General features: G+C 63.0%; 26 protein-coding genes. 13 read left to right on the top strand and 13 right to left on the bottom strand.

Annotated features, from left to right (window positions below; genetic code table 11):
• The first annotated feature begins 108 nt into the window (after nucleotides 1-108).
• From AYR66_RS03950 to AYR66_RS03925, 6 genes are all read left to right on the top strand, one after another.
• Nucleotides 109-858: an SDR family NAD(P)-dependent oxidoreductase gene (locus AYR66_RS03950; RefSeq protein WP_234814730.1), complete on the top strand. Its 750-nt coding sequence runs from the start codon at nucleotides 109-111 to the stop codon at nucleotides 856-858.
• 124 nt (nucleotides 859-982) lie between these two features.
• Nucleotides 983-2,038, top strand: coding sequence for a porin (locus AYR66_RS03945; protein WP_088706449.1), 1,056 nt, complete (start codon nucleotides 983-985; stop codon nucleotides 2,036-2,038).
• A gap of 82 nt (nucleotides 2,039-2,120) precedes the next feature.
• Nucleotides 2,121-2,624, top strand: a complete 504-nt coding sequence (locus AYR66_RS03940; protein ID WP_206047045.1) for an acyl-CoA thioesterase — start codon at nucleotides 2,121-2,123, stop codon at nucleotides 2,622-2,624.
• A gap of 151 nt (nucleotides 2,625-2,775) precedes the next feature.
• On the top strand, nucleotides 2,776-3,603 hold the full coding sequence (locus AYR66_RS03935) for a sugar phosphate isomerase/epimerase family protein (protein ID WP_088706447.1): 828 nt from the start codon (nucleotides 2,776-2,778) through the stop codon (nucleotides 3,601-3,603).
• An 8-nt stretch (nucleotides 3,604-3,611) separates the two neighbouring features.
• Nucleotides 3,612-4,472, top strand: a complete 861-nt coding sequence (locus AYR66_RS03930; RefSeq protein ID WP_088706446.1) for a shikimate dehydrogenase — start codon at nucleotides 3,612-3,614, stop codon at nucleotides 4,470-4,472.
• A gap of 74 nt (nucleotides 4,473-4,546) precedes the next feature.
• Nucleotides 4,547-5,341 (top strand): IclR family transcriptional regulator, encoded by a 795-nt coding sequence (locus tag AYR66_RS03925; RefSeq protein ID WP_088706445.1) that lies wholly within the window; start codon nucleotides 4,547-4,549, stop codon nucleotides 5,339-5,341.
• Nucleotides 5,342-5,352: 11 nt separating this feature from the next.
• Here AYR66_RS03925 and AYR66_RS03920 read toward each other — a convergent pair whose 3' ends face one another.
• Genes AYR66_RS03920 through cyoA form a run of 7 tightly spaced genes read right to left on the bottom strand, consistent with a single transcriptional unit; the run spans nucleotide 5,353 to nucleotide 12,081 of the window.
• Nucleotides 5,353-5,889, bottom strand: coding sequence for a response regulator transcription factor (locus tag AYR66_RS03920; protein WP_088706444.1), 537 nt, complete (start codon nucleotides 5,887-5,889; stop codon nucleotides 5,353-5,355).
• On the bottom strand, nucleotides 5,879-7,222 hold the full coding sequence (locus AYR66_RS03915) for an ATP-binding protein (protein ID WP_088706443.1): 1,344 nt from the start codon (nucleotides 7,220-7,222) through the stop codon (nucleotides 5,879-5,881). The genes AYR66_RS03920 and AYR66_RS03915 overlap by 11 nt, the downstream gene beginning before the upstream one ends.
• A 28-nt stretch (nucleotides 7,223-7,250) precedes the next feature.
• Complete coding sequence (locus tag AYR66_RS03910; protein WP_088706442.1) at nucleotides 7,251-8,015, bottom strand: SURF1 family protein; 765 nt, start codon at nucleotides 8,013-8,015, stop codon at nucleotides 7,251-7,253.
• A 17-nt stretch (nucleotides 8,016-8,032) separates the two neighbouring features.
• Nucleotides 8,033-8,416 (bottom strand): cytochrome o ubiquinol oxidase subunit IV, encoded by a 384-nt coding sequence (gene cyoD, locus AYR66_RS03905; RefSeq protein ID WP_088706441.1) that lies wholly within the window; start codon nucleotides 8,414-8,416, stop codon nucleotides 8,033-8,035.
• Complete coding sequence (cyoC, locus tag AYR66_RS03900) at nucleotides 8,413-9,018, bottom strand: cytochrome o ubiquinol oxidase subunit III (RefSeq protein ID WP_234815006.1); 606 nt, start codon at nucleotides 9,016-9,018, stop codon at nucleotides 8,413-8,415. The genes cyoD and cyoC overlap by 4 nt, the downstream gene beginning before the upstream one ends.
• A 22-nt stretch (nucleotides 9,019-9,040) precedes the next feature.
• Nucleotides 9,041-11,050: a cytochrome o ubiquinol oxidase subunit I gene (gene cyoB / locus AYR66_RS03895; protein ID WP_088706439.1), complete on the bottom strand. Its 2,010-nt coding sequence runs from the start codon at nucleotides 11,048-11,050 to the stop codon at nucleotides 9,041-9,043.
• Between the two features lie 2 nt (nucleotides 11,051-11,052).
• Entirely contained in the window at nucleotides 11,053-12,081 is a 1,029-nt protein-coding gene (gene cyoA, locus AYR66_RS03890) for a ubiquinol oxidase subunit II (RefSeq protein ID WP_088706438.1), read from the bottom strand.
• Nucleotides 12,082-12,222: 141 nt separating this feature from the next.
• Here cyoA and AYR66_RS03885 point away from each other — a divergent pair, with 141 nt between their 5' ends.
• Nucleotides 12,223-13,551 (top strand): MFS transporter, encoded by a 1,329-nt coding sequence (locus tag AYR66_RS03885; RefSeq protein ID WP_088706437.1) that lies wholly within the window; start codon nucleotides 12,223-12,225, stop codon nucleotides 13,549-13,551.
• A gap of 5 nt (nucleotides 13,552-13,556) precedes the next feature.
• Here AYR66_RS03885 and AYR66_RS03880 read toward each other — a convergent pair whose 3' ends face one another.
• From AYR66_RS03880 to AYR66_RS03865, 4 genes are all read right to left on the bottom strand, one after another.
• On the bottom strand, nucleotides 13,557-14,150 hold the full coding sequence (locus AYR66_RS03880) for a hemerythrin domain-containing protein (protein WP_088706436.1): 594 nt from the start codon (nucleotides 14,148-14,150) through the stop codon (nucleotides 13,557-13,559).
• Between the two features lie 30 nt (nucleotides 14,151-14,180).
• On the bottom strand, nucleotides 14,181-15,383 hold the full coding sequence (locus AYR66_RS03875) for an FAD binding domain-containing protein (protein ID WP_088706435.1): 1,203 nt from the start codon (nucleotides 15,381-15,383) through the stop codon (nucleotides 14,181-14,183).
• Between the two features lie 11 nt (nucleotides 15,384-15,394).
• Nucleotides 15,395-15,856 carry a VOC family protein gene (locus AYR66_RS03870; RefSeq protein WP_088706434.1) on the bottom strand — a complete coding sequence of 154 codons (462 nt, stop codon included), beginning with the start codon at nucleotides 15,854-15,856 and terminating at the stop codon, nucleotides 15,395-15,397.
• Nucleotides 15,857-15,959: 103 nt separating this feature from the next.
• On the bottom strand, nucleotides 15,960-16,628 hold the full coding sequence (locus AYR66_RS03865; RefSeq protein ID WP_088706433.1) for a TetR/AcrR family transcriptional regulator: 669 nt from the start codon (nucleotides 16,626-16,628) through the stop codon (nucleotides 15,960-15,962).
• 181 nt (nucleotides 16,629-16,809) lie between these two features.
• On the opposite strand from AYR66_RS03865, the gene AYR66_RS03860 reads away from it, so the two are divergent.
• The 6 genes from AYR66_RS03860 (at nucleotide 16,810) to AYR66_RS03835 (ending at nucleotide 22,656) form a co-directional block, all read left to right on the top strand.
• Nucleotides 16,810-18,024, top strand: a complete 1,215-nt coding sequence (locus AYR66_RS03860; RefSeq protein ID WP_088706432.1) for an ABC transporter substrate-binding protein — start codon at nucleotides 16,810-16,812, stop codon at nucleotides 18,022-18,024.
• A 29-nt stretch (nucleotides 18,025-18,053) separates the two neighbouring features.
• On the top strand, nucleotides 18,054-18,938 hold the full coding sequence (locus AYR66_RS03855) for a branched-chain amino acid ABC transporter permease (RefSeq protein WP_088706431.1): 885 nt from the start codon (nucleotides 18,054-18,056) through the stop codon (nucleotides 18,936-18,938).
• Nucleotides 18,939-18,942: 4 nt separating this feature from the next.
• Nucleotides 18,943-19,923: a branched-chain amino acid ABC transporter permease gene (locus tag AYR66_RS03850; protein ID WP_088706430.1), complete on the top strand. Its 981-nt coding sequence runs from the start codon at nucleotides 18,943-18,945 to the stop codon at nucleotides 19,921-19,923.
• A complete protein-coding gene (locus AYR66_RS03845; protein ID WP_088706429.1) occupies nucleotides 19,913-20,656 on the top strand; it encodes an ABC transporter ATP-binding protein in 744 nt (247 codons plus the stop codon). The genes AYR66_RS03850 and AYR66_RS03845 overlap by 11 nt, the downstream gene beginning before the upstream one ends.
• A gap of 10 nt (nucleotides 20,657-20,666) precedes the next feature.
• Complete coding sequence (locus AYR66_RS03840; protein WP_088706428.1) at nucleotides 20,667-21,371, top strand: ABC transporter ATP-binding protein; 705 nt, start codon at nucleotides 20,667-20,669, stop codon at nucleotides 21,369-21,371.
• A 67-nt stretch (nucleotides 21,372-21,438) separates the two neighbouring features.
• Nucleotides 21,439-22,656, top strand: a complete 1,218-nt coding sequence (locus AYR66_RS03835; RefSeq protein ID WP_088706427.1) for an MFS transporter — start codon at nucleotides 21,439-21,441, stop codon at nucleotides 22,654-22,656.
• Nucleotides 22,657-22,661: 5 nt separating this feature from the next.
• Here the strand turns inward: AYR66_RS03835 and AYR66_RS03830 are convergent, their stop codons facing one another.
• The gene (locus AYR66_RS03830; protein WP_088706426.1) at nucleotides 22,662-23,222 is read right to left on the bottom strand and encodes a DNA-3-methyladenine glycosylase; all 561 of its coding nucleotides are present in this window, start codon (nucleotides 23,220-23,222) and stop codon (nucleotides 22,662-22,664) included.
• Nucleotides 23,222-24,197, bottom strand: a 976-nt coding sequence (locus tag AYR66_RS03825) for an acyl-CoA carboxylase subunit beta (protein ID WP_272938321.1), incomplete at its 5' end; no start/stop codon positions are given. The genes AYR66_RS03830 and AYR66_RS03825, both read right to left, overlap by 1 nt.

Genomic DNA, 24,197 nt, shown 5'->3' with positions numbered 1-24,197 from the left:
CGCCGGGCCCGTCCTGCGGCCTGGCGCGCCAATCAACCAATCAGATAGTCCATGCCTGCCGGCAGGGATTGTCTCGTCCTGACGATGTGTCAGCGGAAGGGAAAAGACGTGCTGCTGAAAGACAGATTGGCCCTGGTGACGGGCGGTGGTGGCGGGCTGGGCTCGGCCATCGCCGAAGGATTTGCGGTGCAGGGTGCCCGGGTGATCGTTGCGGACCTCGACGGCGGTCGTGCATCGCGCGTGGCGGAAAGCATCATCGCAAATGGCGGCCAGGCGTGGAGTGCCTGCCTTGACGTCACCGACCGCGCGGCATGCGCTGCGTTTGCGGAAAGCATGAAGGCCACGCATGGCGTGATCGACATTCTCGTCAACAACGCCGGGATGACGGCAAGGACCAAGTTCGACGATCCGCAAATGCCCGAGACCTGGGACCGCGTGATGGCGGTGAACCTGCATGGCGTCTTCAACGTGACCCATGCCTTCGTGCCTGCGCTGAAGGAAACACGCGGTTCGATCATCAACCTGGCATCCGTCGCTTCCTATGTGAGCACGTCGTCCACGGCGGCTTACGTGGTGTCGAAGGGGGCAATCCGGTCGCTGACGCAGACGCTCGCGCGTGAAATGGGACCGCACGGTATCCGCGTCAATGCCGTTGCGCCGGGCGTGATGGAAACGGAAATGACGGCAGACCTGCGGTCGCGTCCCGAAGCGATCGCCTGGTACATGAATCGCGTGCCGATGGCGCGCTGCGGCAGGGCGGACGAGGTCGTGGGGCCCATCGTGTTCCTCGCTTCCGATATGGCGGCCTATGTGAACGGCGTTGTGATGCCGGTCGATGGCGGTTTCCTTGCCACGTAAGGATTGAAGTTTTCCGCGGATTTCTTCCCCAGGATGCGCGGGGCGTCGATGTACAGGGGTGAGGCTGCTTCTTTTCCATTCGAATGCAAGAGAAGCAATAACAAACTAAAACAAGGGAGTTGGAATGAAGAAGAAACTTATTGCATTGGCCGCATTCGCCGCGTGCTCGGCCGCGGCGCAGGCTCAAAGCAACGTAACCCTGTACGGCCTGGTGGATACCACCATCCGCTACAGCACCAATGAAAACGCTGCCGGCGACAACCGGTTCCAGATGACCGACGGCGTGCTGACCGGCAGCCGCTGGGGCGTGCGCGGCGTGGAAGACCTCGGCGGCGGCATGAAGGCGCTGGTCACCCTCGAATCCGGCTTTGCGCCGGATACCGGCGGCATGCTGCAGGGGGGCCGCCTGTTCGGCCGCCAGGGCTTCGTCGGGCTGGAAAGCGATTTCGGCCGCGTGCTGCTCGGCCGCCAGTACACACTCGGCCATGATGCGATTGCCAGCTTTGAAGCGTTTGCATTGGCAAACAACGGGATCGTCGGTTACCAGGGCGGCAACTACACCGGCCTGCGCCACGACAACATGATCAAGTACACCAAGGGCTTCGGCGGCGTGACCGTGAATGCCGCGTACACCTTCGGCGAAGTCGCGGGCAATACGTCGGCGAACTCGGCCAAGGCAGTGAGCGCGGCGTACAACAATGGTCCGCTTTACCTGGGCGCGGTGTACCAGACCACCAATAACGTGACCACCGCGTTCTTCAATGCGCTGTCCGCCGCGCAAGCGAGCAAGCAGACCGTGTGGGGCCTGGGCGGCACCTACCAGTTCGCACCGGCCAAGGTCTACTTCGGCTATACCAACAGCAAGCTCGATGTGGCCGATATCCGCAACGACGTGTACTACGGCAGCTTCAACTACCAGCTGACCCCGGCCTTGCAATTGCTGGGCACGCTGCACTACGACAAGCTCGATCGCCCTTCCGGCGACGGCAAGCGTTATACCTCGGCGCTCATGCTCGACTACTACCTGAGCAAGCGCACCGACGTATACGTCGAAGTCGACTACACCAAGCTGAAGGACGGCTGGATCGCCCTGAACAACAATGCCGGCCTGGGCGGGGCCAACACCTTCGGCAACGACAACCGTGCCGGCCTGATGGTGGGTGTGCGGCACAAGTTCTGATGGTGTGAAGGCGGATGCGTCCTGGCGCATCCGCCAGGCAAGCTTTCGTGATCCCCGGGCGTGCATGCGCCCGAAATTTTTTATGAATCCAATGGAACCCGTCCGACCCCGCCGCGAAATCACACTGCGATTCCTCGCCGAACCCACCGACGTCAACTTTGGCGGCAAGGTGCACGGCGGCGCCGTGATGAAATGGATCGACCAGGCCGGCTATGCCTGCGCGGTCGGCTGGAGCGGATATTACTGCGTCACGGTATTCGTGGGCGGCATCCGGTTTTACAAACCGATCTTCATCGGCCAGATCGTCGAAGTGAAAGCGACGCTGATCCATACCGGCCGCTCCAGCATGCATGTCGCGATCGATGTGTCGGCCGCCGACCCGATGACGGGCGCAGTGAAAAAGACGACGCGCTGCCTGATCGTCTTTGTCGCGGTGGATGGCGGCGGTGACACGGTTCCCGTCCCGCCGTGGAAACCGGAAACGGAAGAAGACAAACGTCTCGAACAATACGCGGTGCGCATGGCGACCATGCGCAAGGCCCAGGACGAAGAATTGATCGCCATCGACGGCCCGCGGAAGGGCTGACATACGCACCGCGCCGCCGGCGATCCGGATCAGGTTTTTCCCACAAACCCGTTGTAACGATTCAAGAGTTGGAATAGGATTCCATAACAGAATCGTCTTACAAAGATATTGGCAATCGTACCTTGCCACCCTTGAACAAGACTGACCAGACATGACCGCTCCGACCCGTCCCCTCTCGCTTGCCGCCCTCACCGTGCTGGAGCTGACTCCGCCGCAACAGGTTGAATGCGCGGCCCAGGCCGGCTACACGCATATCGGCCTTCGCCCGGTGCCGGCCACCGACACCGAAGTGCGCCACGACGTGGTTGGCGATACGCCACTGGTGCGCGAGACGGAGGCGCGTCTGCGGGACCTCGGCATCAAGGTGCTGGATATCGAGATCCTGCGCCTGAAACCGGACACCGACGTGAACACCTACCTGCCCGCGCTGGAAACCGGCGCACGCCTGGGGGCAACTTATGTGCTGGTCGCGGGCAACGATCCGGACGAAGCTCGCCTGATCGACAGCTTCGGCGCGCTGTGCGACCTTGCGCGTCCTTTGGGCCTCAAGCCGTGCATCGAACCGATGCCGTGGACCGACGCGAAGGATGTCAAGCAGGCCGGCCGTATCGTGCAGGCGGCTGCCCGTGCCAACGGCGGCATTATCATCGACCCCATCCATTTCGACCGCAGCTGCAGCACGGTGGAAGACATCGCGGCCCTGCCGCCGGAACTGTTCGGCTACATGCAATTCTGCGACGCGCCGGCCGAGCGGCCGACGGATGTGCCGGGACTGCTGTTCCAGGCGCGCTGCGAGCGCAAGATTCCCGGCGAGGGCGGATTGGACCTGGCCGCGCTGTTGAACGCGATGCCGGACGGCATTCCGCTCAGCCTCGAAATCCCGATGGAAGAAATGGCCAAAACCGCCAATGCCTTCGAACGCGCGCGTCGCGCGCGGGAAGCGACACTCGCACTGCTCAACCGCATCAACCAGCAATAGGAATCGTCATGGCCACACCATCCAATGCACGCATCATCGTCGGCCTCATCGGCGCGGGAATCGGCGGCTCCAAGTCGCCGGCGCTGCACGAAGAAGAGGGCAGGGCGCTCGGCCTGCAATACCGTTACCAGCTCCTCGATTTCAACGACCTCGGGCTGGATGGCGGCGCGCTGGCCGATGTGCTGAAGGCGATGAAGCTGCTCGGCTATGCCGGCTGCAACGTCACCGTGCCCCACAAGCTGTCGGTGATGCCGCTCCTCGATGTCGTGTCGGAAGATGCGCAGGTGATCCAGGCCGTCAACACCGTGGTGTTCAAGGACGGCAAGGCAATCGGCCACAACACCGACTGGATCGGCTTTGCCGAAAGCCTCAAGCTGCAATGCCCCGGCGTGCCCTTGAGCGAAGTCGCGCTGTTTGGCGCCGGCGGGGCAGGTGCGGCGGTTGCCTATGCGATGGTCAAGATGGGCACGAAGCGCCTGTACATCGTCGACGAACAGTCCGCCCGCGCCGCCGACCTGGCCGCCCGCCTGAATGCCTTGGGCATGGGCGAATGCGTGCCGGTGACGGACGGCGCCGCGGTCATGACAAACGTGGACGGCGTGATCAATGCCACCCCGCTCGGCATGCAGGGCGTGCCGGGCTCGGCTGTTCCGCTGCAGCACCTGCGTCCCGCGATGTGGGTAGCCGACGTCGTCTATTTCCCGCTCGAGACCGAATTGATCCTCGCCGCAAAGAGCGCGGGCTGCCGTTATGCGACCGGCGGCGACATGGTCGTGCTGCAGGCGGCGCGCGGATTCGAATTGTTCACCGGCGTGAAGCCCGATGCGGCGCGCATGGGCCGGCACTTGCAGGTTATGCTCGGACGTTGATCAAAAAGTGAGGTTGCATTCCAAATTGGAATCGTGTTCTCATGCTGCCTTGATATTGACACGGAGATAAGCAAATGAGCGGTAACCTCGACCGCGGCCTCGCCATCATGGAACTGCTCGCGATGACCGGCGGCCCGCTTCCGCTGCACGCAATCGCGGACCGGTTGAACATCCCGCGCAGCGGCGCTCACCGCCTGCTGGCGATGCTGAGCGAGCAGGGCTACGTCCGCCAGCACGCCGATCACGGTGAATACCAGCTGACGCTGAAGCTGGCATCGATCGCATTGATCTACCTGTCGGCCAGCGGCGTCGTCGATGTCGCCCAGCCCGTCCTCGACCGCCTGGCGGTAGCCTCGGGCGAACTGGTCCGCCTCGGCGTGATCGATGGCGAGAAGCTGATCTTCGTTACCAAGGCACAGGGCGCGCGTTCCGGCCTGCGCTATGACCCGGACATGGGGAAAGAAGCGGCACTGTTCTGCACTGCCAGCGGCCATGCGTGGCTGTCCTGCCTCAGCGATGAAGACGCGATGGTAATCCTCTCGCGCCAGGGCTTCGGCAAGAAGGGTGAGTTCGGCCCGAATGCGCCGCAGACCGTGGCGCAGGTACTCAAGGCGCTGCAGGCCGCGCGCAAACGCGGCTACGGCATGGTGATCGAATCCTCCTCGCCGGGCATGTCGGCGATGGCAGCGCCGATCCGTCATCCGTCCACCAACGCGCCGATCGGCGTGGTGAGCATTGCCGGACCTTCCAGCCGGTTGACTGAACAGCGCATGCTGGAACTGGCGGCGATGCTGCAGGATGCTGCAGGGCAGCTGTCGGTGGCGTGCCTGGGGTCGCCGTCGTTTACGAGTAATCTCAAGCGGGCGTAGCGTCTTTGCAGCTACTTCACCCGCTGCTTCTCCAGCTTCCGCGCCAGCGTCCTGCGATGCATCCCTAGCCGCCGCGCCGTCTCCGAAATATTGAACCCGGTCTCCGCCAGCGTCTGATGGATGCGCTCCCATTCGAGCGTCTTGATGGAAGTCGAGCGGTTGGTGAGTTCCAGCTCCGTGGTGCCGGCGACATGGCCGAAGGCCGCTTCGATGTCGTCGGTGTTCGAGGGTTTGGCCAGGTACTGGCAGGCGCCCAGCTTGATCGCTTCGACTGCGGTGTTGATGCTGGCGAAGCCGGTCAGCACCACGATCAGCATGTCGGGAGCGTGTTGATGCAGCGCCTGCACGCAAGCGAGACCGGAGGCGTTGCCCTCCAGCTTCAGGTCGACCACTGCATGGGTCGGCGTGTGCTGCTGGAGCAGGGCGGAAACGTCCTCGAGCCCGGACGCAGACAATACCTTGTAGCCGCGGCGCTCGAACGAGCGCGCCAGCGTCCGCGCGAACGCGGCGTCGTCTTCCACGATCAGCAGCAGTCGGTCAGGTGACATCGTTCTTTTCCTCTTCCAGCGCGATGGCGGCCAGCGGCAGCGTGATCTCGACGATTGCGCCGCCTTCCGGGCGGTTGCGTGCCGCCGCGGTGCCCCCGAGCGTGCGCACAACATTGACGACCAGGAACAATCCCAGGCCGCCGCCCGGCCGCCCCTTGCTTGAATTGTAAGGCTTGCCGAAGTTCGCCAGCATGGCCGGCGAGAATCCGGGTCCGGCATCCGCCACGCTCAGCCGCAGCGTGCTGTCTTCGCGGACTGCCTCCAGCCTGATCCACTGCGGCGAGGCTTCGAGCGCATTGTCGAGCAGGTTGAAGATGGTTTGCTTGAGCGCCGAGTCGAACACCACCGGCATGTCTTGCACGATATGGTCATCGTAGACGAATTCAAGCACCGGCCGGCTGGTGCGCCATTCCTTTGCCATGTCGCTGAGAAAGGTGCGGATCGTGGTCCTGGCCGACGATTCGCCGCGCGTTTCGCCGGCGGACATCAGGATGCCGGTGACGATGCGTTTGCAGCGCTGCAATTGCGCCTGCATCTCGGCGATCTCTTCCTGCAGCATCGCGTTGCCGGCGAATTCCGGCATGCGCCGCCAGTCGCCGAGGATCACCGACATCGTCGCCATCGGCGTGCCGAGTTCGTGCGCCGCGCCCGACGCCAGCAAGCCCATGCGCACGATATGCTCTTCTTCCACCGCACGCTGGCGCAGGCGCGCCAGTTGTTCGTCCCGGGTGCGCAGGTTGCCGGTGATGCGCATGATGAGGATGACCAGGATGCCTGCGACCAGCAGGAAGCAGATCAGCATGCCCTGCACATATAGCGTGGGGAAGGTTTCCCTGTGCTCGGCGATCATCTGCAGCGGCCGCGAAAACAGCGACAGGCCTGCGAGGCAGAGGCAGGAGATGGCCACGATGCTCCAGGTTGCCCAGGCTTCGAGAAGCACGGCGGAAAGGATGACCTGCAGCAGGTAGAGGAAGGCGAACGGATTCGTCGTGCCGCCGCTGAAATACAATTGCGCGGTCAGGGTGGCGACATCAACCAGCAACGCGAAGAACATTTCGCGGTTGGTGACGATGGCGTTTTCGTGCCAGCGCAGGTGGCTGCCGATGTTGAAGGCGATCAGGCAGGCCAGCACCGCGATCATTTGCGGAAGCGGGAGATGGATGCCGAGGACCAGCGACACCACGGTGATGGTCGTGATCTGTCCGACCACCGCGATCCAGCGCAACCGGATCAGGTACAGCATGTTCTTGTGCCCGGCGGCGTAGCCGACGCGCTCGGCATTGACTTCCTTCATGCCGTCCTGCTGTTCAACAGTGTCGTTTTCGATCGCCATGCATCATGTCCCGGTTGCCGCCGGTTGCTCAGGCTGCCGCTTGCGGATGCATGCGCCTTTCTTTGCGCACCGCCCAGAAAGCGGCGCCAGCCACCATCAATGCGAGAGCATACCAAGTCAGGGCGTAGGCGAGGTGATTATTGTGGAAAGAGACGACTGTCAGCCCGCCAACCGGACCTGGGGCGACCGCGCTTTCCGCCGCGCCATCGGCATCGACGAAATACGGCGCGACCCGGGACAGGCCGCGGCTGGCGGCAATCCCCTGCACATCACGGGAATACCAGCGGTTGGCCGCCGGGTCGTTGCGGCGCGGGAAGACGCCGCCGGGTTCGGTCATCCTGAGCAGCCCGGTAATCGAAGCAGATTCGTCCGGCTTCGGGGACAGCGCTTCGCGCAGGCGGTTGGCGGGAATGAAGCCGCGGTTGACGAGCACGAGGCTGCCGTCTTCGACGCGGAGCGGCGTCAGCAGCCAGTAGCCGAAGCCGAGTTCGGTGGTGGCCTGGACCGGTGTGGTGCGGTCGTGAAGGAAGGTGCCGGCGAGTTGCACATGCTTGTACTCGTCATCGGTGGCATTTATCCGCGACCACTGCTTCGAAGCGGGCGCCGGCACCGGCGGCGCATGCACGCGATGCTCGACGCGGTCGATCAGGTCGAGCTTCCATTGCAGGCGGAACAGCTGCCAGGTGCCGAGCGCGGCAAAGGCGGCAAACAGCAGCAGCGCGCATGCGGCCAGCGCGAGCAACGCGATGCGCGAGCGTCGGGGCGCAGGCGCATCGGAGGTGGCCGGGGTCATGGCAAGTGTCCCTATGGTCACATCGGCGCGCCGTGGTTCATGCCCGGCATCATGTTGTGGTTCAGGTGGTACATCACCCAGATCGAACCGCTCAGCACGATCACCACCAGCACCACGGTGAAGATCAGCGCCAGCATCGACCATCCGCCTTCCGAGCGCGTGTTCATGTGCAGGAAGTAGATCATGTGCACCACGATCTGGATCGCGGCGAAGACCAGCAGCACCATGGCGGCAACCTGCGGCCTGGCGATGACGTTGTCCATCACCAGCCAGAACGGAATCGCGGTCAGGATCACAGACAGCAGGAAGCCGATCAGATAGCTTTTCAGGCTGCCGTGGTCGGCATGGTCGTCATGGTGGGCATCGTGGCCATGCCCGGCGTTATGGTGATGCTCGCTCACGGCAAGACTCCCATCAGGTAGACAAAGGTGAAGACACCGATCCAGATCACGTCCAGGAAGTGCCAGAACATCGACAGGCACATCAGGCGGCGGCGGTTTTCCGGGATCAGTCCGTGGCGGTTCAGCTGGAACAGCAGGGTCACGAGCCAGACGATGCCGAAGAACACGTGCAGGCCGTGCGTGCCGACCAGCGCGAAGAACGAGGTCAGGAAGGCGCTGCGCTGCGGGCCCGCACCTTCGTGGATCAGGTGCGCGAACTCGTACAGTTCGAGGCCGATGAACGCGGCGCCGAACAGACCGGTGACGGCCAGCCAGCGCAGCGTCGAGCCGAGCTTTTTCTGCTGGGAGGCCAGCATCGCGAAGCCGTAGGTGATCGACGACAGCAGCAGGAAGCCGGTGTTCAGCGCCACCAGCGGCAGGTCGAACAGCTCGGCGCCCGAGGGGCCGCCGGCATAGCTGCGGCCGAGCACCGCGTACGCCAGGAACAGGCAGGCGAAGATCAGGCAGTCGCTCATCAGATAGAGCCAGAAACCGAGCAGCGTGCCGTTTTCCGGATGGTGCTCGCGCACGTGGAAGGGCATGTCGCCGCCGGTCGCGCCCATGGCGCGGGGATCAATGGTCGTCTCAAGCATGGGCGTGGCCCTCCAGCAGGCGGGTGCGCGTTTTCTCGGTCTGGTCGACTTCGTTGGCCGGGATGTAGTAGTCGCGCTTGTAGTTGAAGGTATGGACGATGGTGGCGATGACGGTCGCGGCGAAGCCGACGGCAGCCACCAGCCACATCTGCCAGATCAGGGCGAAGGCGGTTACTGCGGACAGCGCGGAAATCACGAAACCGGCCGCCGTGTTCTTCGGCATGTGGATCGCGATGAAGCCTTCGCGCGGACGGCTATAGCTGCGGCGCTTCATGTCGGTCCAGGTGTCGTTGTCGTACACGCGCGGCGTGAACGCGAAGTTGTAATCCGGCGGCGGCGACGAGGTCGACCACTCCAGCGTGCGGCCATCCCACGGGTCGCCGCTGACATCGCGCAGTTCCTCGCGGCGCTTGAAGCTGACATAGAACTGGACGAGCGTGGAGCCAATGCCGAGGGCGATCAGCACCGCACCCAGCGCGGCGATCTGGAACCAGATCTGCAGCGAAGGATCGTCGAAGTGGCTCATGCGGCGCGTCACGCCCATCAGGCCGAGCACGTACAGCGGCATGAAGGCGAGGTAGAAGCCCACCAGCCAGAACCAGAACGAGCACTTGCCCCAGAATGCATCGAGCTTGAAGCCGAAGGCTTTCGGGAACCAGTAGTTGATCGCCGCGAAGACGCCAAACACCACGCCGCCGATGATCACGTTATGGAAGTGCGCAATCAGGAACAGGCTGTTGTGCAGCACGAAGTCGGCCGGCGGCACCGCCAGCAGCACGCCCGTCATGCCGCCGATGACGAAGGTCACCATGAAGCCGATGGTCCACAGCATCGGCACTTCAAAGCGGATGCGGCCGCGGTACATCGTGAACAGCCAGTTGAAGATCTTCGCGCCGGTCGGGATCGAGATGATCATCGTCGTGATGCCGAAGAAGGAATTCACGCTCGCACCCGAGCCCATGGTGAAGAAGTGGTGCAGCCACACCAGGTAGGACAGGATGGTGATCACCACCGTCGCGTACACCATCGAGGTGTAGCCGAACAGGCGCTTGCCGGAGAAGGTCGACACGATTTCCGAGAACACGCCGAACACCGGCAGCACCAGGATGTAGACCTCGGGGTGGCCCCAGATCCAGATCAGGTTCACGTACAGCATGGAATTGCCGCCCAGCTCATTCGTGAAGAAGTGCGCGCCGAACATGCGGTCCATCGACAGCATCGCGAGCACCGCGGTCAGCACCGGGAAGGTCACCACGATCAGCACGTTGGTGCACAGCGATGTCCAGGTGAACACCGGCATCTTCATCAGAGTCATCCCGGGCGCGCGCATCTTCACGATGGTGGCGATCAGGTTGACCCCTGACAGCAACGTGCCGACGCCTGCTATCTGCAGCGACCAGATGTAGTAATCGACACCGACGTCGGGACTCGCGAGAATGCCCGACAGCGGCGGATAGGCGAGCCAGCCGGTCTTCGCGTATTCGCCGACGAACAGCGACACCATCGTCAGCGCGGCGCCGAAGGTCGTCATCCAGAAGCTGAAGTTGTTCAGGAAGGGGAAGGCGACGTCGCGCGCGCCGATCTGCAGCGGCACGACGTAGTTCATCAGGCCGGTAACGAAGGGCATCGCGACGAAGAAGATCATGATCACGCCGTGCGCGGTGAAGATCTGGTCGTAATGGTGCGGCGGCAGGTAGCCGGCGTGCTCACCGAAAGCGATCGCCTGCTGCGCGCGCATCATCAGCGCGTCGGCAAAGCCGCGCAGCAGCATCACGAGGCCGAGCACCATGTACATGATGCCTATCTTCTTGTGGTCGATGCTGGTAATCCAGTCGCGCCACAGCGGGCCCCACAACCGGTAGCGCGTAACGCCGGCGGCGACGGCGAGCCCGCCCAGCGCCACCATCGCGAAGGTGACGATCAGGATCGGCTCGTGCAAGGGAATTGCATCCCAGCCGAGGCGGCCGAAAAGCAACTGTTTCAGGTCAGTGTGATCTTGCATGGTCAGTTGTTGCGGGTATTGGAATAGAGGGAGGCGGTCACGAGGCCGGCATTCGACGCGGTGCAGGTCTGGGTCGTCATTTCCTTGCTCACCAGGTCGCTGCGGACGCGGCTGGCATCGGCTGCCATCATGTCTTTCATGCAGGTGCTACCCGGTGCGACGCAACGGTTGATGACGGCGTCATAGAGCGCGGGCGCGACCTTGGCATAGCGGCGTACCGGTTCACGCTCGCTGGGCTTTTCCAGCGCGAGGTATGCAGCGCGGTCCAACGTGCCGGCGCCTGCCTTCATCTTCTTCACCCACTCGTCGAACTCGCCGGCGGACACACCGTGATACTTGAAGCGCATGTGCGAAAAGCCTGCGCCGCTGTAGTTCGCCGAAAAACCTTCGTATTGGCCGGGCTTGTTGAGGACAGCATTCAAGGTCGTGTCCATTCCCGGCATCGCATAGATCTGGCCGGCCAGCGCGGGGATGTAGAAGGAATTCATCACCGTGGACGCCGTGAGCTTGAAGCGGATCGGCACATCGACCGGCGTGACCAGTTCATTGACCGTGGCAATGCCCTGCTCCGGATAGATGAACAACCATTTCCAGTCCATTGCCACCACCTGCACCGTCAGCGGCTTGGTATCGGCGGGAATCGGGCGCTCGGCGTCGAGGCGCTGCAGCGGACGGTAGGGATCGAGCTGGTGGGTGCTGATCCAGGTCAGCAGCCCGAGCGCGATGATGATCAGCAACGGCGCGCCCCAGATCACCAGTTCGAGCTGGGTCGAGTGGTCCCAGTCGGGCGTGTAGGTCGCCTTGGTGTTGCTCTTTCGATAACGCCACGCGAAGAACAGGGTGAGGGCGATGACCGGAACGATGATGACCAGCATCAACAGGGTCGAAACCCAGACAAGCTTGGCCTGCTGCCGGGCAATGTCCCCGGAAGGATTCATTACCACGGTATCGCAACCTGCCAGAAAGACAACAATCAGCAGGGCCAGCCAGTGAAAAGAAAGCCGCGTGCGGCGATTCTGGAGTGAAAGCATGGGCGGAAGTCAATATCCCAGATCAAGGAATCCGCACTTTATAGCGCTCCAGGGCCTCGCGCGATTGGACATATTGTCCTACCCATGGGCAGAATATGGAAAAAACAGGGTTTGGCGTGTCAATCAGAGGAGACAGACTATATGACAAGCAGCTATGTCTACGCAGGAAATGATTCTGTAGGAGTAAATCCGGGGCGGAACGAGCATGACGATACAAGCATTGCCCCGGGCGAGATAGCGACCGGCGTGGTGATCGGCCGTGCTTCCGAGTATTTCGACTTTTTCGTGTATGCGATCGCGTCGGTACTGGTGTTCCCGTCCGTGTTCTTTCCATTCGAGCAAAAGCTGGAAGGCACGCTGTACGCTTTCCTGGTTTTTTCCTTTGCATTTATTGCAAGGCCATTCGGCACTGTTGCCTTCATGGCCATCCAGCGCCATTTCGGCCGGGAAGCGAAGCTGACGACCGCGCTGTTCCTGCTCGGCCTGTCGACCGCTGGCATCGCGTTTCTTCCAACCTATGAGCACCTCGGCTTTACGGCGATCGTGCTGTTGTCGCTGTTGCGTATTGGGCAAGGCATCGCGCTTGGCGGTTCCTGGGACGGCTTGCCCTCCTTGCTGGCCCTGAACGCGCCGGAGAGCAAGCGCGGCTGGTATGCGATGCTCGGGCAACTGGGTGCGCCGCTCGGCTTCAGCATCGCCGCCGGCCTGTTCGCCTTCCTGCTGGCCAACCTGTCATCGACGGACTTCCTCGAATGGGGCTGGCGTTATCCATTCTACGTTGCGTTCGCGATCAACGTTGTTGCGCTATTCGCGCGCCTGCGCCTGGTATCAACCAATGAATATGCGCGATTGCTGGAAGAGCGCGAACTGCAGCCGACCGACGTCACCGAGCTGATCCGCTCGCAGGGCCGCAATGTGCTCATCGGCGCGCTGGCGGCACTCGCGAGTTATGCGCTGTTCCATGTGGTCACCGTGTTCCCGCTGTCGTGGATCAGCCTGTATTCGGAACGCTCGATGAGTGAATTCCTCGTGATCCAGATTGTCGGCGCTGCAATCGCGGCGGTCGGCATCGTCGTCTCGGGCCTGATCGCCGACCGCTTCGGCCGGCGTACCACGCTCGGGGTGCTCGCCTGCTTCGTCGCCGTGTTCAGCGGTTTCGTGCCGCTCATGATGGATGGCGGTGACTTCGGCCAGACGGTCTTCATCCTGCTCGGCTTTGCGCTGCTGGGCCTGTCGTACGGCCAGGCGGCGGGGGCGGTGACCGCGAATTTCCAGACACGGTTCCGTTACACCGGCGCCGCACTGACGTCCGACCTCGCCTGGCTGGCCGGTGCCGGCTTCGCGCCGCTGGTCGCGCTCGGTCTTTCCGCGCATTTCGGCCTGGCGTACGTCAGCCTCTACCTGTTGTCCGGCGCCGCCGGTTCACTCGCGGCGCTCAGTCTGAACCGGGCGCTGGAGATCCGGGACTGAGTCGTCTACGCCGGTCCGAGTCCGTACGGCGCCGGCGTGATGTTGACGATGGTTGAGTACAACTTGTCGAAACCGCTCTTCGCATCATGGCCGTCCAGCGGGTCGACGTTGACACGGAAGGCTGCATCGATTTCTATCCAGTCTTCCGGCGTCAGCAGCTTGTCTGCAGTGGGAAAGACGATGTCTTCCTCCATCCGCATGTGCTGCAGATAGAGCTGGGAATAGCGCTCCACCTGCTGCTGGAAGACCGGCACCGCTGACTGACCGGCGAATTCGACGCGGAGCAGCGCATGCTCCAGTTCACGAACCATCGCCTCGCCGGCATGGTGCTGTTCTTCCAGGGCGGCGAGAGTAGCGTTGATTTCCGGCGACCGCGTCCGTACCAGGCGAAAGAGGAAGGCATCCTCTTTCGGGTGGTGCACTTTTTCGGGGTACTCGCTGATGTAGAACAGCATCGCACGGAAGACCCTCAAGTCGACGTTGGCGCCGGGCTGCCCGATCAGGCGCGCGAAGTGGGTCATGCCATGGATGATGGCGGACAGCTTTCCATGTTCGTTGAGCATGGTGTTGACTGCGTTGTTCTGGGCATTGGCGCTCATCTGGTGTTCCTCCGTTCGGTTGCTGGAAATTCAGGATGCGAAAGCCGGCGGCACCGCGGTTTCCTGCATCACTGCTTCCGGGGTGCGGTAGCGCTCAGCCATTTCGCGCTCATGGTCAGTACGCAACTGCGCCTGCATGTAGGCGCCCAGGTGCCGTGCATGGGCAACGATCCGGCGCCCGAAGTCGACCCGCGCGTCCGAATACTGCAGCAGCCCTTCCTCGATGCCGTGCCGGCTGATGGCATCGACCAGCGCCATCGCGTCGCCGGCCGCCTTCGTCACGCCCATGCCGCAGTGGGGGCGGGCGACGAACGCCGCATCGCCGAGCAGTGCGACGCGCCCGAAGGCGATGCGGGATGACTCGAGGTCGAAGATGGGCTGGAAAAACAGCTGCGGTGTCTTTTCAACGATCTCGGCGAATTGCGGCGACAGGATGTCCGCAGCGGTGCGGCGTATTTCATCCAGCACCCGCTTGCTGATCAGCGGCGGCGGAATGCCGTTCTCGTGCACCTTGCCGCTGTCGTCGGTCGACAGGCGGCGCAGCTCATCCTCGTCGGCCGGCCGGTACCAGACAAAGTTGTAGCGGCGCATGCCGGGTTCCATCGCGTTGTGCGCGCCCGCCACCGGGTAGCCGAGAATCTGCTCGCGCAAGGGCAGGCAGAATCCGAAATACGAAAAGATGTCGCGATGTGTCCGCGCCGACAGGTCCTTTTCCTCGACCAGGCCGCGCCAGGCAACATAACCGGCGTACTGCGGCCTGGCTTCCGGTGCGAACTGCGCGCGCACCGTCGAGCGTATGCCGTCGGCGCCGATGAGCAGGTCTGCCTGGACAACCGTGCCGTCGTTAAAGCGTGCGTTGACCGCGTGCGGCGTCTGCACGACCTGGGCCAGCTGCTTGCCCGAGGTGTAGCGCTCGGCGGGGAAGGCATTCTTCAGCAATACATAAAGCCGTCCCCAGGCGGTGAGCGTCTGCGGATGCGGCCGGCAGCAAATCCTTTCCCCCGCCTGGTCAATCGTGACGCGCGCGGGGACGTCGACGCCGATCTGTTCGCTCGATATGCCGATGCGTTCGAAGGCGGCAAATAGTTCGGGATGCGTGACGATGCCCGCGCCGCGCTCGGCCAGCTCATCCGCGACCCGTTCGTAGACGTGAACGTCCCATCCGGCTTTCTGCAGCAGGTTGGCAGCCAGCAGGCCGCCCAGCGATCCGCCGATCACGATTGCCTTTTTCATGTGTGTCTCCTTCAGTGGGTTGTGCCGGCCACGGCCAGGCTCTGGGCCTCTTCGGCCGGATAGTTCAATTCGACGGTGACGCCGCTCGGATCGGTCAGGAACACCTGGTGCAGGCCAAGCGAGGGCACGGTTCTTTCAGTGAACGGCAACTTCAGTTCGGCCAGTTTCTTGTGCATGCCGCGCAGGCCGGTCGCCATGAAGGCGACGTGGTCCAGGGTGCCGGTGCCTGCCAGGGAGGCGGGATCGCGGTCGCCAAGGTAATCGACCAGGCCTTGCTGGTCGTGGGGATCGATGCCGATGATGTGGACGACCCCGTAGTCGCTCTGGTCCCCGGGCAGGTAGAGCCAGATCCCCGGAAAGGGAAAGGGCGGGCGGAAGCCTTCCGTCAAGCCGAGGACGTCGGTGTAGAAGTGCCTCGAACTCTCAAGGTCTGCGGTGCGGATCGAATAATGCCCGAGCTTGCGTATGGTCATGCCAGTCTCCCGATGGTTGCGCCGTAAGGCGAATATAGATTATCGAACGATAAATAGCAAGGCGAAAATTGACGCCTGCCGGAGCAGGCTGTCGATCATTAATTCAGGTGGATTGTTTGCGCATGGCGCGCATCGTGACGGGGGCACCGTCCAGGAACGAGGCAACCTTGAGTTCAATCAGCGCATCGATGTCTTTCGGTACCGGCAAGCCGTACACCCACTTCCGGACGCCGATATAGAAAATGCTCGCGTGCAGGGACCAGACGAGTTCGACTTCCAGTTCGTTCTGTTCCGGCGTTGGCGTGGCGATGCCGAATTCATGCCGCAATTCCTGCAGCACGAGGTCGAAGATCTTTTCGCGCATCCGCGTCAGGTAGCGGTTGTTGATGCCTTCCCGCGTCAGGCCGGCGAAGATGAAGATCCGGATCCACTCGTTCTTCAGGATGATCCTGGCGTAGTCCTTGTAATACAGGAACATGCGCTGCTTCAAGGGTAGCGAGCGGTCCTTCAGCCAGTCTTCCCAGTCCGGATTCCAGCGTGACAAATAGACTTCGTCGAACACGCGGTCGACCAATGCCTCCTTGCTGGGAAAGTAGCGGTAGAGCAAGGGCTGGGTGACGCCGATTTCCTTGGCGAGCTCACGCGTGCTGGCGGAAAAACCGTGCGCCGCGAAATAGCGGATCGCCTTTTGCACGATCTGCTCCTCGCGCTCCTCGGGGTTGAGCCGGCGTGCCGGGGCCGGGGCGGCTGTTTCCGCGGTCTTTTTCTTCATCGTATTTCCTTGCTGAAATCCAGTTATGCGCCAGGTAGCGTATTACCCATGCATGCAGTATAACCCTCAATTTATCACTTGACAAATAAGAAGTCGTATCCGAATATTTATCACACGATCATTAAGCATTTCCAATACGCGGCCCGGAAAGCCGCGTTCAACTTCCGAAAAGGAGACAACCATGAAGAACCCCGTCCTCTTGCTTGGCGCCGCAGCGGCATTCGCCTTCGCCGCAGGCGCGCCTGCTGCCTTCGCGCAAACCGCGCAGCCGATTCGTATCGGCCTGCCGGTGCCGCTGACCGGCCCGTATGGTGCCGAGGCCAAGGACCAGGTCAGGAACGCCGAACTCGCGGTGAAGGAATTCAACGATGCGGGCGGACTGAACGGCCGCAAGGCCGAGCTGCTGGTGCGTGACGACCGCCTGAACCCGGGCGAAGCGGCGACGCGCGCGCTCGAACTGATCGAAAAGGACAAGGTGAATTTCATCGTCGGCGGTCTCTCGGCAGCGACGCAGCTGGCCATCAACAACGTCACCAAGCAGCGCAAGACCATCTACATTTCGATCAGCCAGTCGGACGCGATCAACGAGCCGGCCGATTTCTCGCGCTATACCTTCCACGAAGCGCTGAATCCGCACATGACCACCCAGGCAGTGGGCAAGTACGCGTTCAAGAAAGGAATGCGGATTGCGTTCCTGACCGCCGACTACGCCTACGGCCATGAAATGACGCGCGGCTTCACCCGTGTCGCCAAGGAGGTCGGCGCAGAAATTGTCGGCGAACTCAAGCATCCGCTCGGCGCGACCGACTACTCGACGTTCCTGCCGCGCCTGCAGTCGCTCAAGCCGGACGTGATCGTCTTCAACAACTTCGGCCGCGACAACCAGATCTCGATCAAGCAGGCGAACGACTTCGGCATGAAGAAGTCGATGAAGTTCGTCACGCCAGTCCTCACCTACACCTCGCGCGTCGCAGCCGGCCCCGCCGTCTACGAAGGCGTCATCGGCGGCACCTCGTATTACTGGGAAATCGAATCGCAGGTGCCGAGCGCCAAGCGCTTCAACGAGCAGTACAAGTCCACACATGACGGCAGCTACCCGTCCGATTACGGCTCGATGGCGTATTCGGCGGTGAAGTCCCTGCTGCTCGCCGTCAAGAACGCCGGCACGACCGACACCGAAAAGGTGATCGACACGCTGACCGGCCTCAAGTACGACACCTACAAGGGCCCGCAGTTTTACCGCGCTTGCGACCACCAGTCGGTGCAGTCGGTGCTGATCATCGAATCGAAGTCGAAGGAATCCCGCAATCCCTTCGATGTCTTCAAGGTTCCCTACGTCGTGCCCGGCTCCGATGGTTTGCTGCGCAGCTGCAGCGAACTCGGCTACGCGTCCTGAAGACCTTCCATTCACGAGGAGACATCATCATGGATGCAATCACGCCGCAGCTCTTCGCGTTGCAGCTCTTTACCGGGCTGGCGCTGGGCGCTGTCTATGTCTTGCTGGCGGTCGGGCTGTCCCTGATTTTCGGGATGCTGACCATCGTCAACTTCGCGCACGGCGCGTTCTTCATGCTGGGCGCGTATGCCGGTTACTCGGTGTACCAGTATTCCGGCAGCTTCTGGATCGGACTGGTCGCCACGCCGCTCGCCACCGCCGCGCTGGGCATGGCCGTCGAGCGCTTCCTGGTGCGGCGCCTGTACGGCCGCGGCATCGACTACCCGTTGCTGCTGACCTTCGGCCTGGCTTACGTCCTCGTCGAACTGGTGCGCATCGTATTCGGCAAGCAAGGGCTGCCGATGGAAACGCCAGAAGTGTTGCAGGGGGCGGTGGATATCGGCATCGGCTATTTCCCCGCATACCGGCTGTTTGTCATCGCAGTGACTGCGGCGGTGCTGGCGGTGCTCTGGTTCTTCATCGAAAAGACCTCGTTCGGCCTGATCATCCGTGCCGGCGCGCGCGATCCGCAGATCGTGCAAATCCTCGGTGTCGATGTCTCCAAGGTATGGCTCGCGGTATTCGGTGCGGGAACGGCCATCGCCGGACTGGCTGGCATGCTTTCGGCGCCGCTGCAGGGCATCAGTCCGGAAATGGGCGGGACGGTGCTGACGGTTGCCTTCGTCGTCACCGTGGTCGGCGGCATGGGTTCGCTGCCGGGAGCGATCGCAGCCGGCATCCTGGTGGGCGTCGCCGAAAGCCTTGCCGCCCTTTTTTATCCCGAAGCCGCGAAAGTGTCCATGTTCGTCATCATGGCACTCGTCCTTCTCATCCGTCCCCAGGGACTCTTCGGCCGTTCCGGCCTGCTGAGCTGATGCCATGAATACTCAAGTCCAACTTCTCGCCACGCCGTCGCGCCCGGCACCCGTCCAGTGGATACGCGCGCACCGCGCGGTCTCGGTCGTGCTCCTGCTGCTGGTCTTTCCCTGGATCGTGCCGAACCAGTCGGTGGCGATCAATATCCTGGTCTACGGCCTGTATGCGGTCGGCTTCAACCTGCTCTTCGGCTACATGGGGATGCTTTCGTTCGGGCATGCCGCATTCCTTGGGATGGGCGCCTACACCGCCGGCATCCTGGTGTCGCAAGGATGGGCGCCGTGGTGGATCGCGATCCCGGCGGCCGTGGTGGCAGCCGCGCTCGCCGCAGCCATCATCGGCGCGCTTGCGATCCGCACGCGGGGCATCTACTTCGCGATGGTCACGCTGGCGCTGTCGCAGTGCGTGTACTTTCTCGTCTACCAGTTTCCGCTTTCCGGCGGCGAGAACGGCCTGCGCGGGGTCAACGTGGCGCAGGTGACGCTGTTCGGCGCAAACGTGGACCTGCTGAACCCGGCCAATCGCTACTACTTCTTCCTGGGTTTCGCCGCGCTCGTCCTGCTCCTGCTGTCACGCCTGCTCGATTCACCCTTTGGGGCCGTGGTGGAAGCGATACGCGAGAACGAGGCGCGCACGCGGGCATGCGGGTACAACGTCGAACAGACCAAGCTCGCCGTCTTCGTGCTGTCCGGTGCGATCTGCGGCCTGGCCGGCGCGCTCAATGCCATCCACCTGTCCAGCGTGGCGATCGAAACGCTGCACTATGAAATGTCCGGCCTGGTCGTGATGATCTGCCTGCTCGGCGGGATGGGCACGTTCTTCGGCCCCTTCATCGGCGCGGCACTGTTCCTCCTGGTGCAGGACACCTTCTCGCTGTGGACCGAGCACTGGCAGATCTATGTCGGCGCCGTCTTCATCATCTTCGTCCTCTTCTTCCCGAAGGGTGTCTGGGGAACCATCCTGGAGAAATGCCATGTCCGGTGAAATCATCATCCGCACGGAAGCCGTCACCCGTCGCTTCGGCGGCTTCACGGCCCTGAAGAATGTGTCGGTCGGCTTCGAAAAGGGCAAGCTGACATCGATCATCGGACCCAACGGGGCAGGGAAGAGCACCTTCTTCAACATCCTGTCGGGCGCGTTTCCGCCGTCGGAAGGGCGCGTGGTCTTCGGCGATGCCGACATCACCGGACTCAAGCCGCATGTGTATCCGCGCATCGGGATATCGAAGTCGTTCCAGATCACGAACATCTTCCCGGCCTTCACCGTCCTCGAAAACGTACGCATCGCACTGCAGGCCCATTGTTCGCGCTTCAACTTCTGGAGCCCGCGCAGCCGACTGGGACTGGAAGACAAGGCGCATTCCCTGCTGCAAATGGTGGGCCTTGAACGGCATGCCGCCAGGCTCGCGAAGGAACTCGCGCACGGGCAGCAACGCGCGCTGGAAATCGCGGTCGCGCTCGCCGGCGACCCGAAGCTGCTGCTGATGGACGAACCGACCGCAGGCATGAGCCCGGAAGAAACCAGCGCCATGATGGACCTCATCGTCAGGCTCGTCGCCGACAGGACGGTGATCCTGGTCGAGCACAAGATGAAGATGGTGATGGGCATCAGCGACCGCCTCGTCGTGCTGCATCACGGCGAATTCCTTGCGGCCGGCACACCGGACGAGATCCGCAACAACGATGAGGTGAAGCGTGTCTACCTCGGACAACACTAAGGAGCGAACCATGCTGTCCATCCAAAATCTCAATGCCTGGTACGGCTCCAGCCACATCCTGCAGGGCATCAATCTCGAGGTCAGACGCGGCGAGGTGGTCTCCCTGCTCGGCCGCAACGGCGCCGGCAAGACGACCACCATCAAGACCGTGATGGGCCTGCTGCGCAAGGCGAACGGCAGCGTCCGGTTCAAGGACCGGGACTTGCTGGGATTGCCGGCGCACAAGCGCTTCGGGCTCGGCCTTGCCTACGTGCCGGAAGAGCGGCGCATCGTGCCGGGCCTGAGCGTGCTGGAAAACATCCGGCTCGGTATCGTCGCGTCCGACAAGCGCGCGCGGGAAAAGGAAGTCGTCGAGCAGATCGCCGAGACCTTCCCGCGCCTGAAGGAACGCCTGCACCAGACCGCAGTGACCATGTCCGGCGGCGAGCAGCAGATGCTGGCGATCGCGCGGGCGCTCGCGTCGGACCCCGACATGATCCTGCTCGACGAGCCGTCGGAAGGCATCATGCCGCTGCTCGTGCAGGAGATGTTCGAGCTGTTCTCGCGGCTCAGGAAGGCAGGCAAGACCATCCTGCTCGTGGAGCAGAACGTTGAAGCCGCGCTGCGCATTTCCGACCGTGCGTACATCCTCGACCAGGGGGAGGTGGTGCACGCCGATTCCGCGTCGGCGCTGCTCAGGGATCCGGTGATCCAGGAGCGTTACTGCGCGGTGTGATGGGGCGCAGTAAGCACCTGTTTCGGCTGCTCGCCACACCAAACCATTGATCTTCTGAGGAAAACGCATGAATACCCAACACGAAAGCCAACCGGACATCTCCCCCGGCATGGTGTCGCTGCTTGCCATCGCCGCCGGCCTGATTGTCGCGAACCTCTACTATGCCCAGACGCTGGTCGGCCCGATCAGTGAAGCCACCGGCCTGCCGCCGCAAGCGGCCGGCCTGGTGGTAACGCTCACGCAAATCGGCTATACCCTCGGCCTGCTGTTCGTGGTGCCGCTCGGCGACCTGCTGGAGAACCGCCGCCTTGTGGTTGGCGCACTCTTGTTCGCGGCGGGCGCGCTGGCCATTGCCGCCGTCAGTTCCAGCGCCTGGCTGTTCCTCGCGGCATCGCTGGCGATCGGCATCACTTCAGTCGCGGCGCAGATACTGGTGCCGTTCGCTGCCCATCTGTCGAAGGAATCGACACGAGGCCAGACGGTCGGCAAGGTTGTCAGCGGCCTGCTCATCGGCATCATGCTGTCGCGGCCGGCGGCCAGCCTCATCGCGGATTTCAGCAGCTGGCATGCAGTGTTCGGCGGTGCCGCGCTCATGATCGCCGTGCTTGCGCTCGTATTGCGCGGCAAGCTGCCTGTGCGCGTGCCGACCTCGCGCCTGTCCTATCCCGTGCTGATCGGCTCGCTGTGGACCTTGTTTGCAACGACGCCGGTGCTGCGCCGTCGCACCGTCTACCATGCAGGCATGTTCGGCGCCTTCAGCCTGTTCTGGACGGTTGTGCCGTTGATGCTTGCGGGGCCGGAGTTCCACCTGTCCCAAACCGGCATCGCTATCTTCGCGCTGGTCGGCATGGCGGGCGCAGTCGCATCACCCGTCGCCGGGCGCCTCGCCGACAGCGGCCATACCTTGCCTGCTACAGCTGCCGCGCTTGTCCTCGGCATCGCCGGCTTCGCCCTGCCCATGATCGCGCCCGAGTCACGGACCATCGCCCTGGCGCTGCTGGTGATCGCATCCATCCTGCTCGACATGGGTGTGGCGGCGAACCTGGTGCTCGGGCAGCGTGCGATTTTTTCCCTCGGCGCCGAAGCGCGCAGCCGGTTGAACGGCATCTATTTCGCGTTGTTCTTCGCAGGCGGCGCGCTTGGTTCGGCGCTGGGTGCCTGGGTGTTTGCAAGTTACGGCTGGACGGCGGCGCTGCTGGTCGGCATGGCGTTCCCCGCGCTCGCACTGGCGTATTGGGTCACCGAGTACCTTGGGCAGGCAGCGGACTGCTGCGAGACGGCGTAAGCCTGTCACTTCTTCGACACGAACCCGTTCCCCTCGATGTAGAAGCGCAGCGGCGCCTCCGCCCATGCTCCCGCATAGGCGACGCCAATGCGCGGGCGGGTGACGATGGAAAATGCTTCTTCGCGCGGGGGCGCGGCGATGTAGAAATCCTCGCTCAGGAGATCGTGTCCATTGAACCGCTTGTCGATGCCCAGCGCGCGGCAGAGCAGGCCCGGACCGCGCGTATTGCCCTCGATGTTCGCAACGGGTTCGACCGCGCGCAGCAGCACGGCGGCGCCATTGCCTTCCGGTTCCGTCACCACGTTCATGCAGTGATGCATGCCGTAGATCAGGTAGACATAGGCGTGGCCGGGCGGGCCGTACATGATCGAGGTGCGCGGCGTGACGCCCTTCGACGAATGCGACGCCAGGTCGTGCGCACCGATGTAGGCTTCGACCTCGACGATGCGCGCACGGCGTTCGATGCCACCGTCCACATGCACCAGGTGCTTGCCCAGCAGATCGCGCGCGACTTCCTCGGTCGCACGCGCATAGAATTTTCGGGGCAGCCTGTTGCGCGTCTTCATCACCAGGTATCGATGCAGGGACGTTTCTTGCCGCTGCGCGGCGCGACCGGTGGCGCCGAACGCAACCCGCGCACCACCCAGCGCCGTGTCTCGGCCGGATCGATCACATCGTCGATCTCGAGGAAAGACGCCATGTTGATCGCCTTGCCCTTCTGGTAGGACTCGGCCACCATCTTGTTGAACATCTCGGCGCGCTGCACCGGGTCCTCGATCGCTTCCAATTCCTTGCGGTAGCCGAGCCGCACCGCTCCTTCCAGTCCCATCGCGCCGAATTCGCCGCTCGGCCAGGCGACGGTGAAGAGGGGCGCATGGAAGCTGCCGCCCGCCATCGCCTGCGCGCCCAGCCCGTAGCCCTTGCGCAGCACCACGGTGAAGAAGGGCACACTGATGCTGCCGGCAGTGACGAACATGCGCGACACATGCCGCACCATCGCGGTCTTCTCGGCATCCGGCCCGACCATGAATCCCGGCGTGTCGCACAGCGACAGGATGGGCAGGTCGAAGGCATCGCACAGCTGCATGAAGCGCGCCGCCTTGTCTGCCGCATCCGTATCGATCGCGCCGCCGAGATGCATCGGATTGTTCGCCATCAGGCCGAAGGGCCGGCCCTCGATGCGCACCAGTGCGGTAATGATGCCGGTGCCGAAGCTGCGGCGCAGTTCCAGCACGGAACCGGTATCGGCGATGGCATCGATCACCGTGCGCACATCGTAGGAACGCAGCCGGTTTTCCGGCACCAGCCGGCGCAGTTCGCGCTGGTCCGCGCATTCCCATTGCGCCAGCGGACCCTGGAAATAGGACAGGTACTGCTTCGCCACGCGCACCGCTTCGGCCTCGTCCTTCACCACGATATCGATCACGCCGTTCGGCGCCTGCATGCTCACCGGGCCCACCTGTTCCGGCTCGAACACGCCCAGCCCGCCGCCTTCGATCATCGCCGGCCCGCCCATGCCGATGGTCGCGTTTTCGGTCGCG

The sequence above is a fragment of the Noviherbaspirillum denitrificans genome, assembly GCF_002211445.1.
Classification (GTDB): Bacteria; Pseudomonadota; Gammaproteobacteria; order Burkholderiales; family Burkholderiaceae_D; genus Noviherbaspirillum; species Noviherbaspirillum denitrificans.
The sequence above is the reverse complement of the archived record's forward strand: the minus strand, read 5'-3'. Positions and strand labels throughout refer to the sequence as shown.

Excerpts from the sequence above, each read along its gene's own strand:
- cyoA (WP_088706438.1), bottom strand. The coding sequence starts at position 12,081 with ATGCTTTCACTCCAGAATCGCCGCACGCGGCTTTCTTTTCACTGGCTG.
- AYR66_RS03840 (WP_088706428.1), top strand. The coding sequence starts at position 20,667 with ATGCTGTCCATCCAAAATCTCAATGCCTGGTACGGCTCCAGCCACATC.
- AYR66_RS03880 (WP_088706436.1), bottom strand. The coding sequence starts at position 14,150 with ATGAGCGCCAATGCCCAGAACAACGCAGTCAACACCATGCTCAACGAA.
- AYR66_RS03860 (WP_088706432.1), top strand. The coding sequence starts at position 16,810 with ATGAAGAACCCCGTCCTCTTGCTTGGCGCCGCAGCGGCATTCGCCTTC.
- AYR66_RS03915 (WP_088706443.1), bottom strand. The coding sequence starts at position 7,222 with ATGGCGATCGAAAACGACACTGTTGAACAGCAGGACGGCATGAAGGAA.
- AYR66_RS03845 (WP_088706429.1), top strand. The coding sequence starts at position 19,913 with ATGTCCGGTGAAATCATCATCCGCACGGAAGCCGTCACCCGTCGCTTC.
- AYR66_RS03910 (WP_088706442.1), bottom strand. The coding sequence starts at position 8,015 with ATGACCCCGGCCACCTCCGATGCGCCTGCGCCCCGACGCTCGCGCATC.
- AYR66_RS03885 (WP_088706437.1), top strand. The coding sequence starts at position 12,223 with ATGACAAGCAGCTATGTCTACGCAGGAAATGATTCTGTAGGAGTAAAT.
- AYR66_RS03940 (WP_206047045.1), top strand. The coding sequence starts at position 2,121 with ATGAATCCAATGGAACCCGTCCGACCCCGCCGCGAAATCACACTGCGA.
- AYR66_RS03875 (WP_088706435.1), bottom strand. The coding sequence starts at position 15,383 with ATGAAAAAGGCAATCGTGATCGGCGGATCGCTGGGCGGCCTGCTGGCT.
- AYR66_RS03850 (WP_088706430.1), top strand. The coding sequence starts at position 18,943 with ATGAATACTCAAGTCCAACTTCTCGCCACGCCGTCGCGCCCGGCACCC.
- cyoC (WP_234815006.1), bottom strand. The coding sequence starts at position 9,018 with ATGGGCGCGACCGGCGGCGACATGCCCTTCCACGTGCGCGAGCACCAT.
- AYR66_RS03855 (WP_088706431.1), top strand. The coding sequence starts at position 18,054 with ATGGATGCAATCACGCCGCAGCTCTTCGCGTTGCAGCTCTTTACCGGG.
- AYR66_RS03870 (WP_088706434.1), bottom strand. The coding sequence starts at position 15,856 with ATGACCATACGCAAGCTCGGGCATTATTCGATCCGCACCGCAGACCTT.
- AYR66_RS03930 (WP_088706446.1), top strand. The coding sequence starts at position 3,612 with ATGGCCACACCATCCAATGCACGCATCATCGTCGGCCTCATCGGCGCG.
- AYR66_RS03920 (WP_088706444.1), bottom strand. The coding sequence starts at position 5,889 with ATGTCACCTGACCGACTGCTGCTGATCGTGGAAGACGACGCCGCGTTC.
- AYR66_RS03865 (WP_088706433.1), bottom strand. The coding sequence starts at position 16,628 with ATGAAGAAAAAGACCGCGGAAACAGCCGCCCCGGCCCCGGCACGCCGG.
- AYR66_RS03945 (WP_088706449.1), top strand. The coding sequence starts at position 983 with ATGAAGAAGAAACTTATTGCATTGGCCGCATTCGCCGCGTGCTCGGCC.
- AYR66_RS03925 (WP_088706445.1), top strand. The coding sequence starts at position 4,547 with ATGAGCGGTAACCTCGACCGCGGCCTCGCCATCATGGAACTGCTCGCG.
- AYR66_RS03830 (WP_088706426.1), bottom strand. The coding sequence starts at position 23,222 with ATGAAGACGCGCAACAGGCTGCCCCGAAAATTCTATGCGCGTGCGACC.
- AYR66_RS03935 (WP_088706447.1), top strand. The coding sequence starts at position 2,776 with ATGACCGCTCCGACCCGTCCCCTCTCGCTTGCCGCCCTCACCGTGCTG.
- cyoB (WP_088706439.1), bottom strand. The coding sequence starts at position 11,050 with ATGCAAGATCACACTGACCTGAAACAGTTGCTTTTCGGCCGCCTCGGC.
- AYR66_RS03835 (WP_088706427.1), top strand. The coding sequence starts at position 21,439 with ATGAATACCCAACACGAAAGCCAACCGGACATCTCCCCCGGCATGGTG.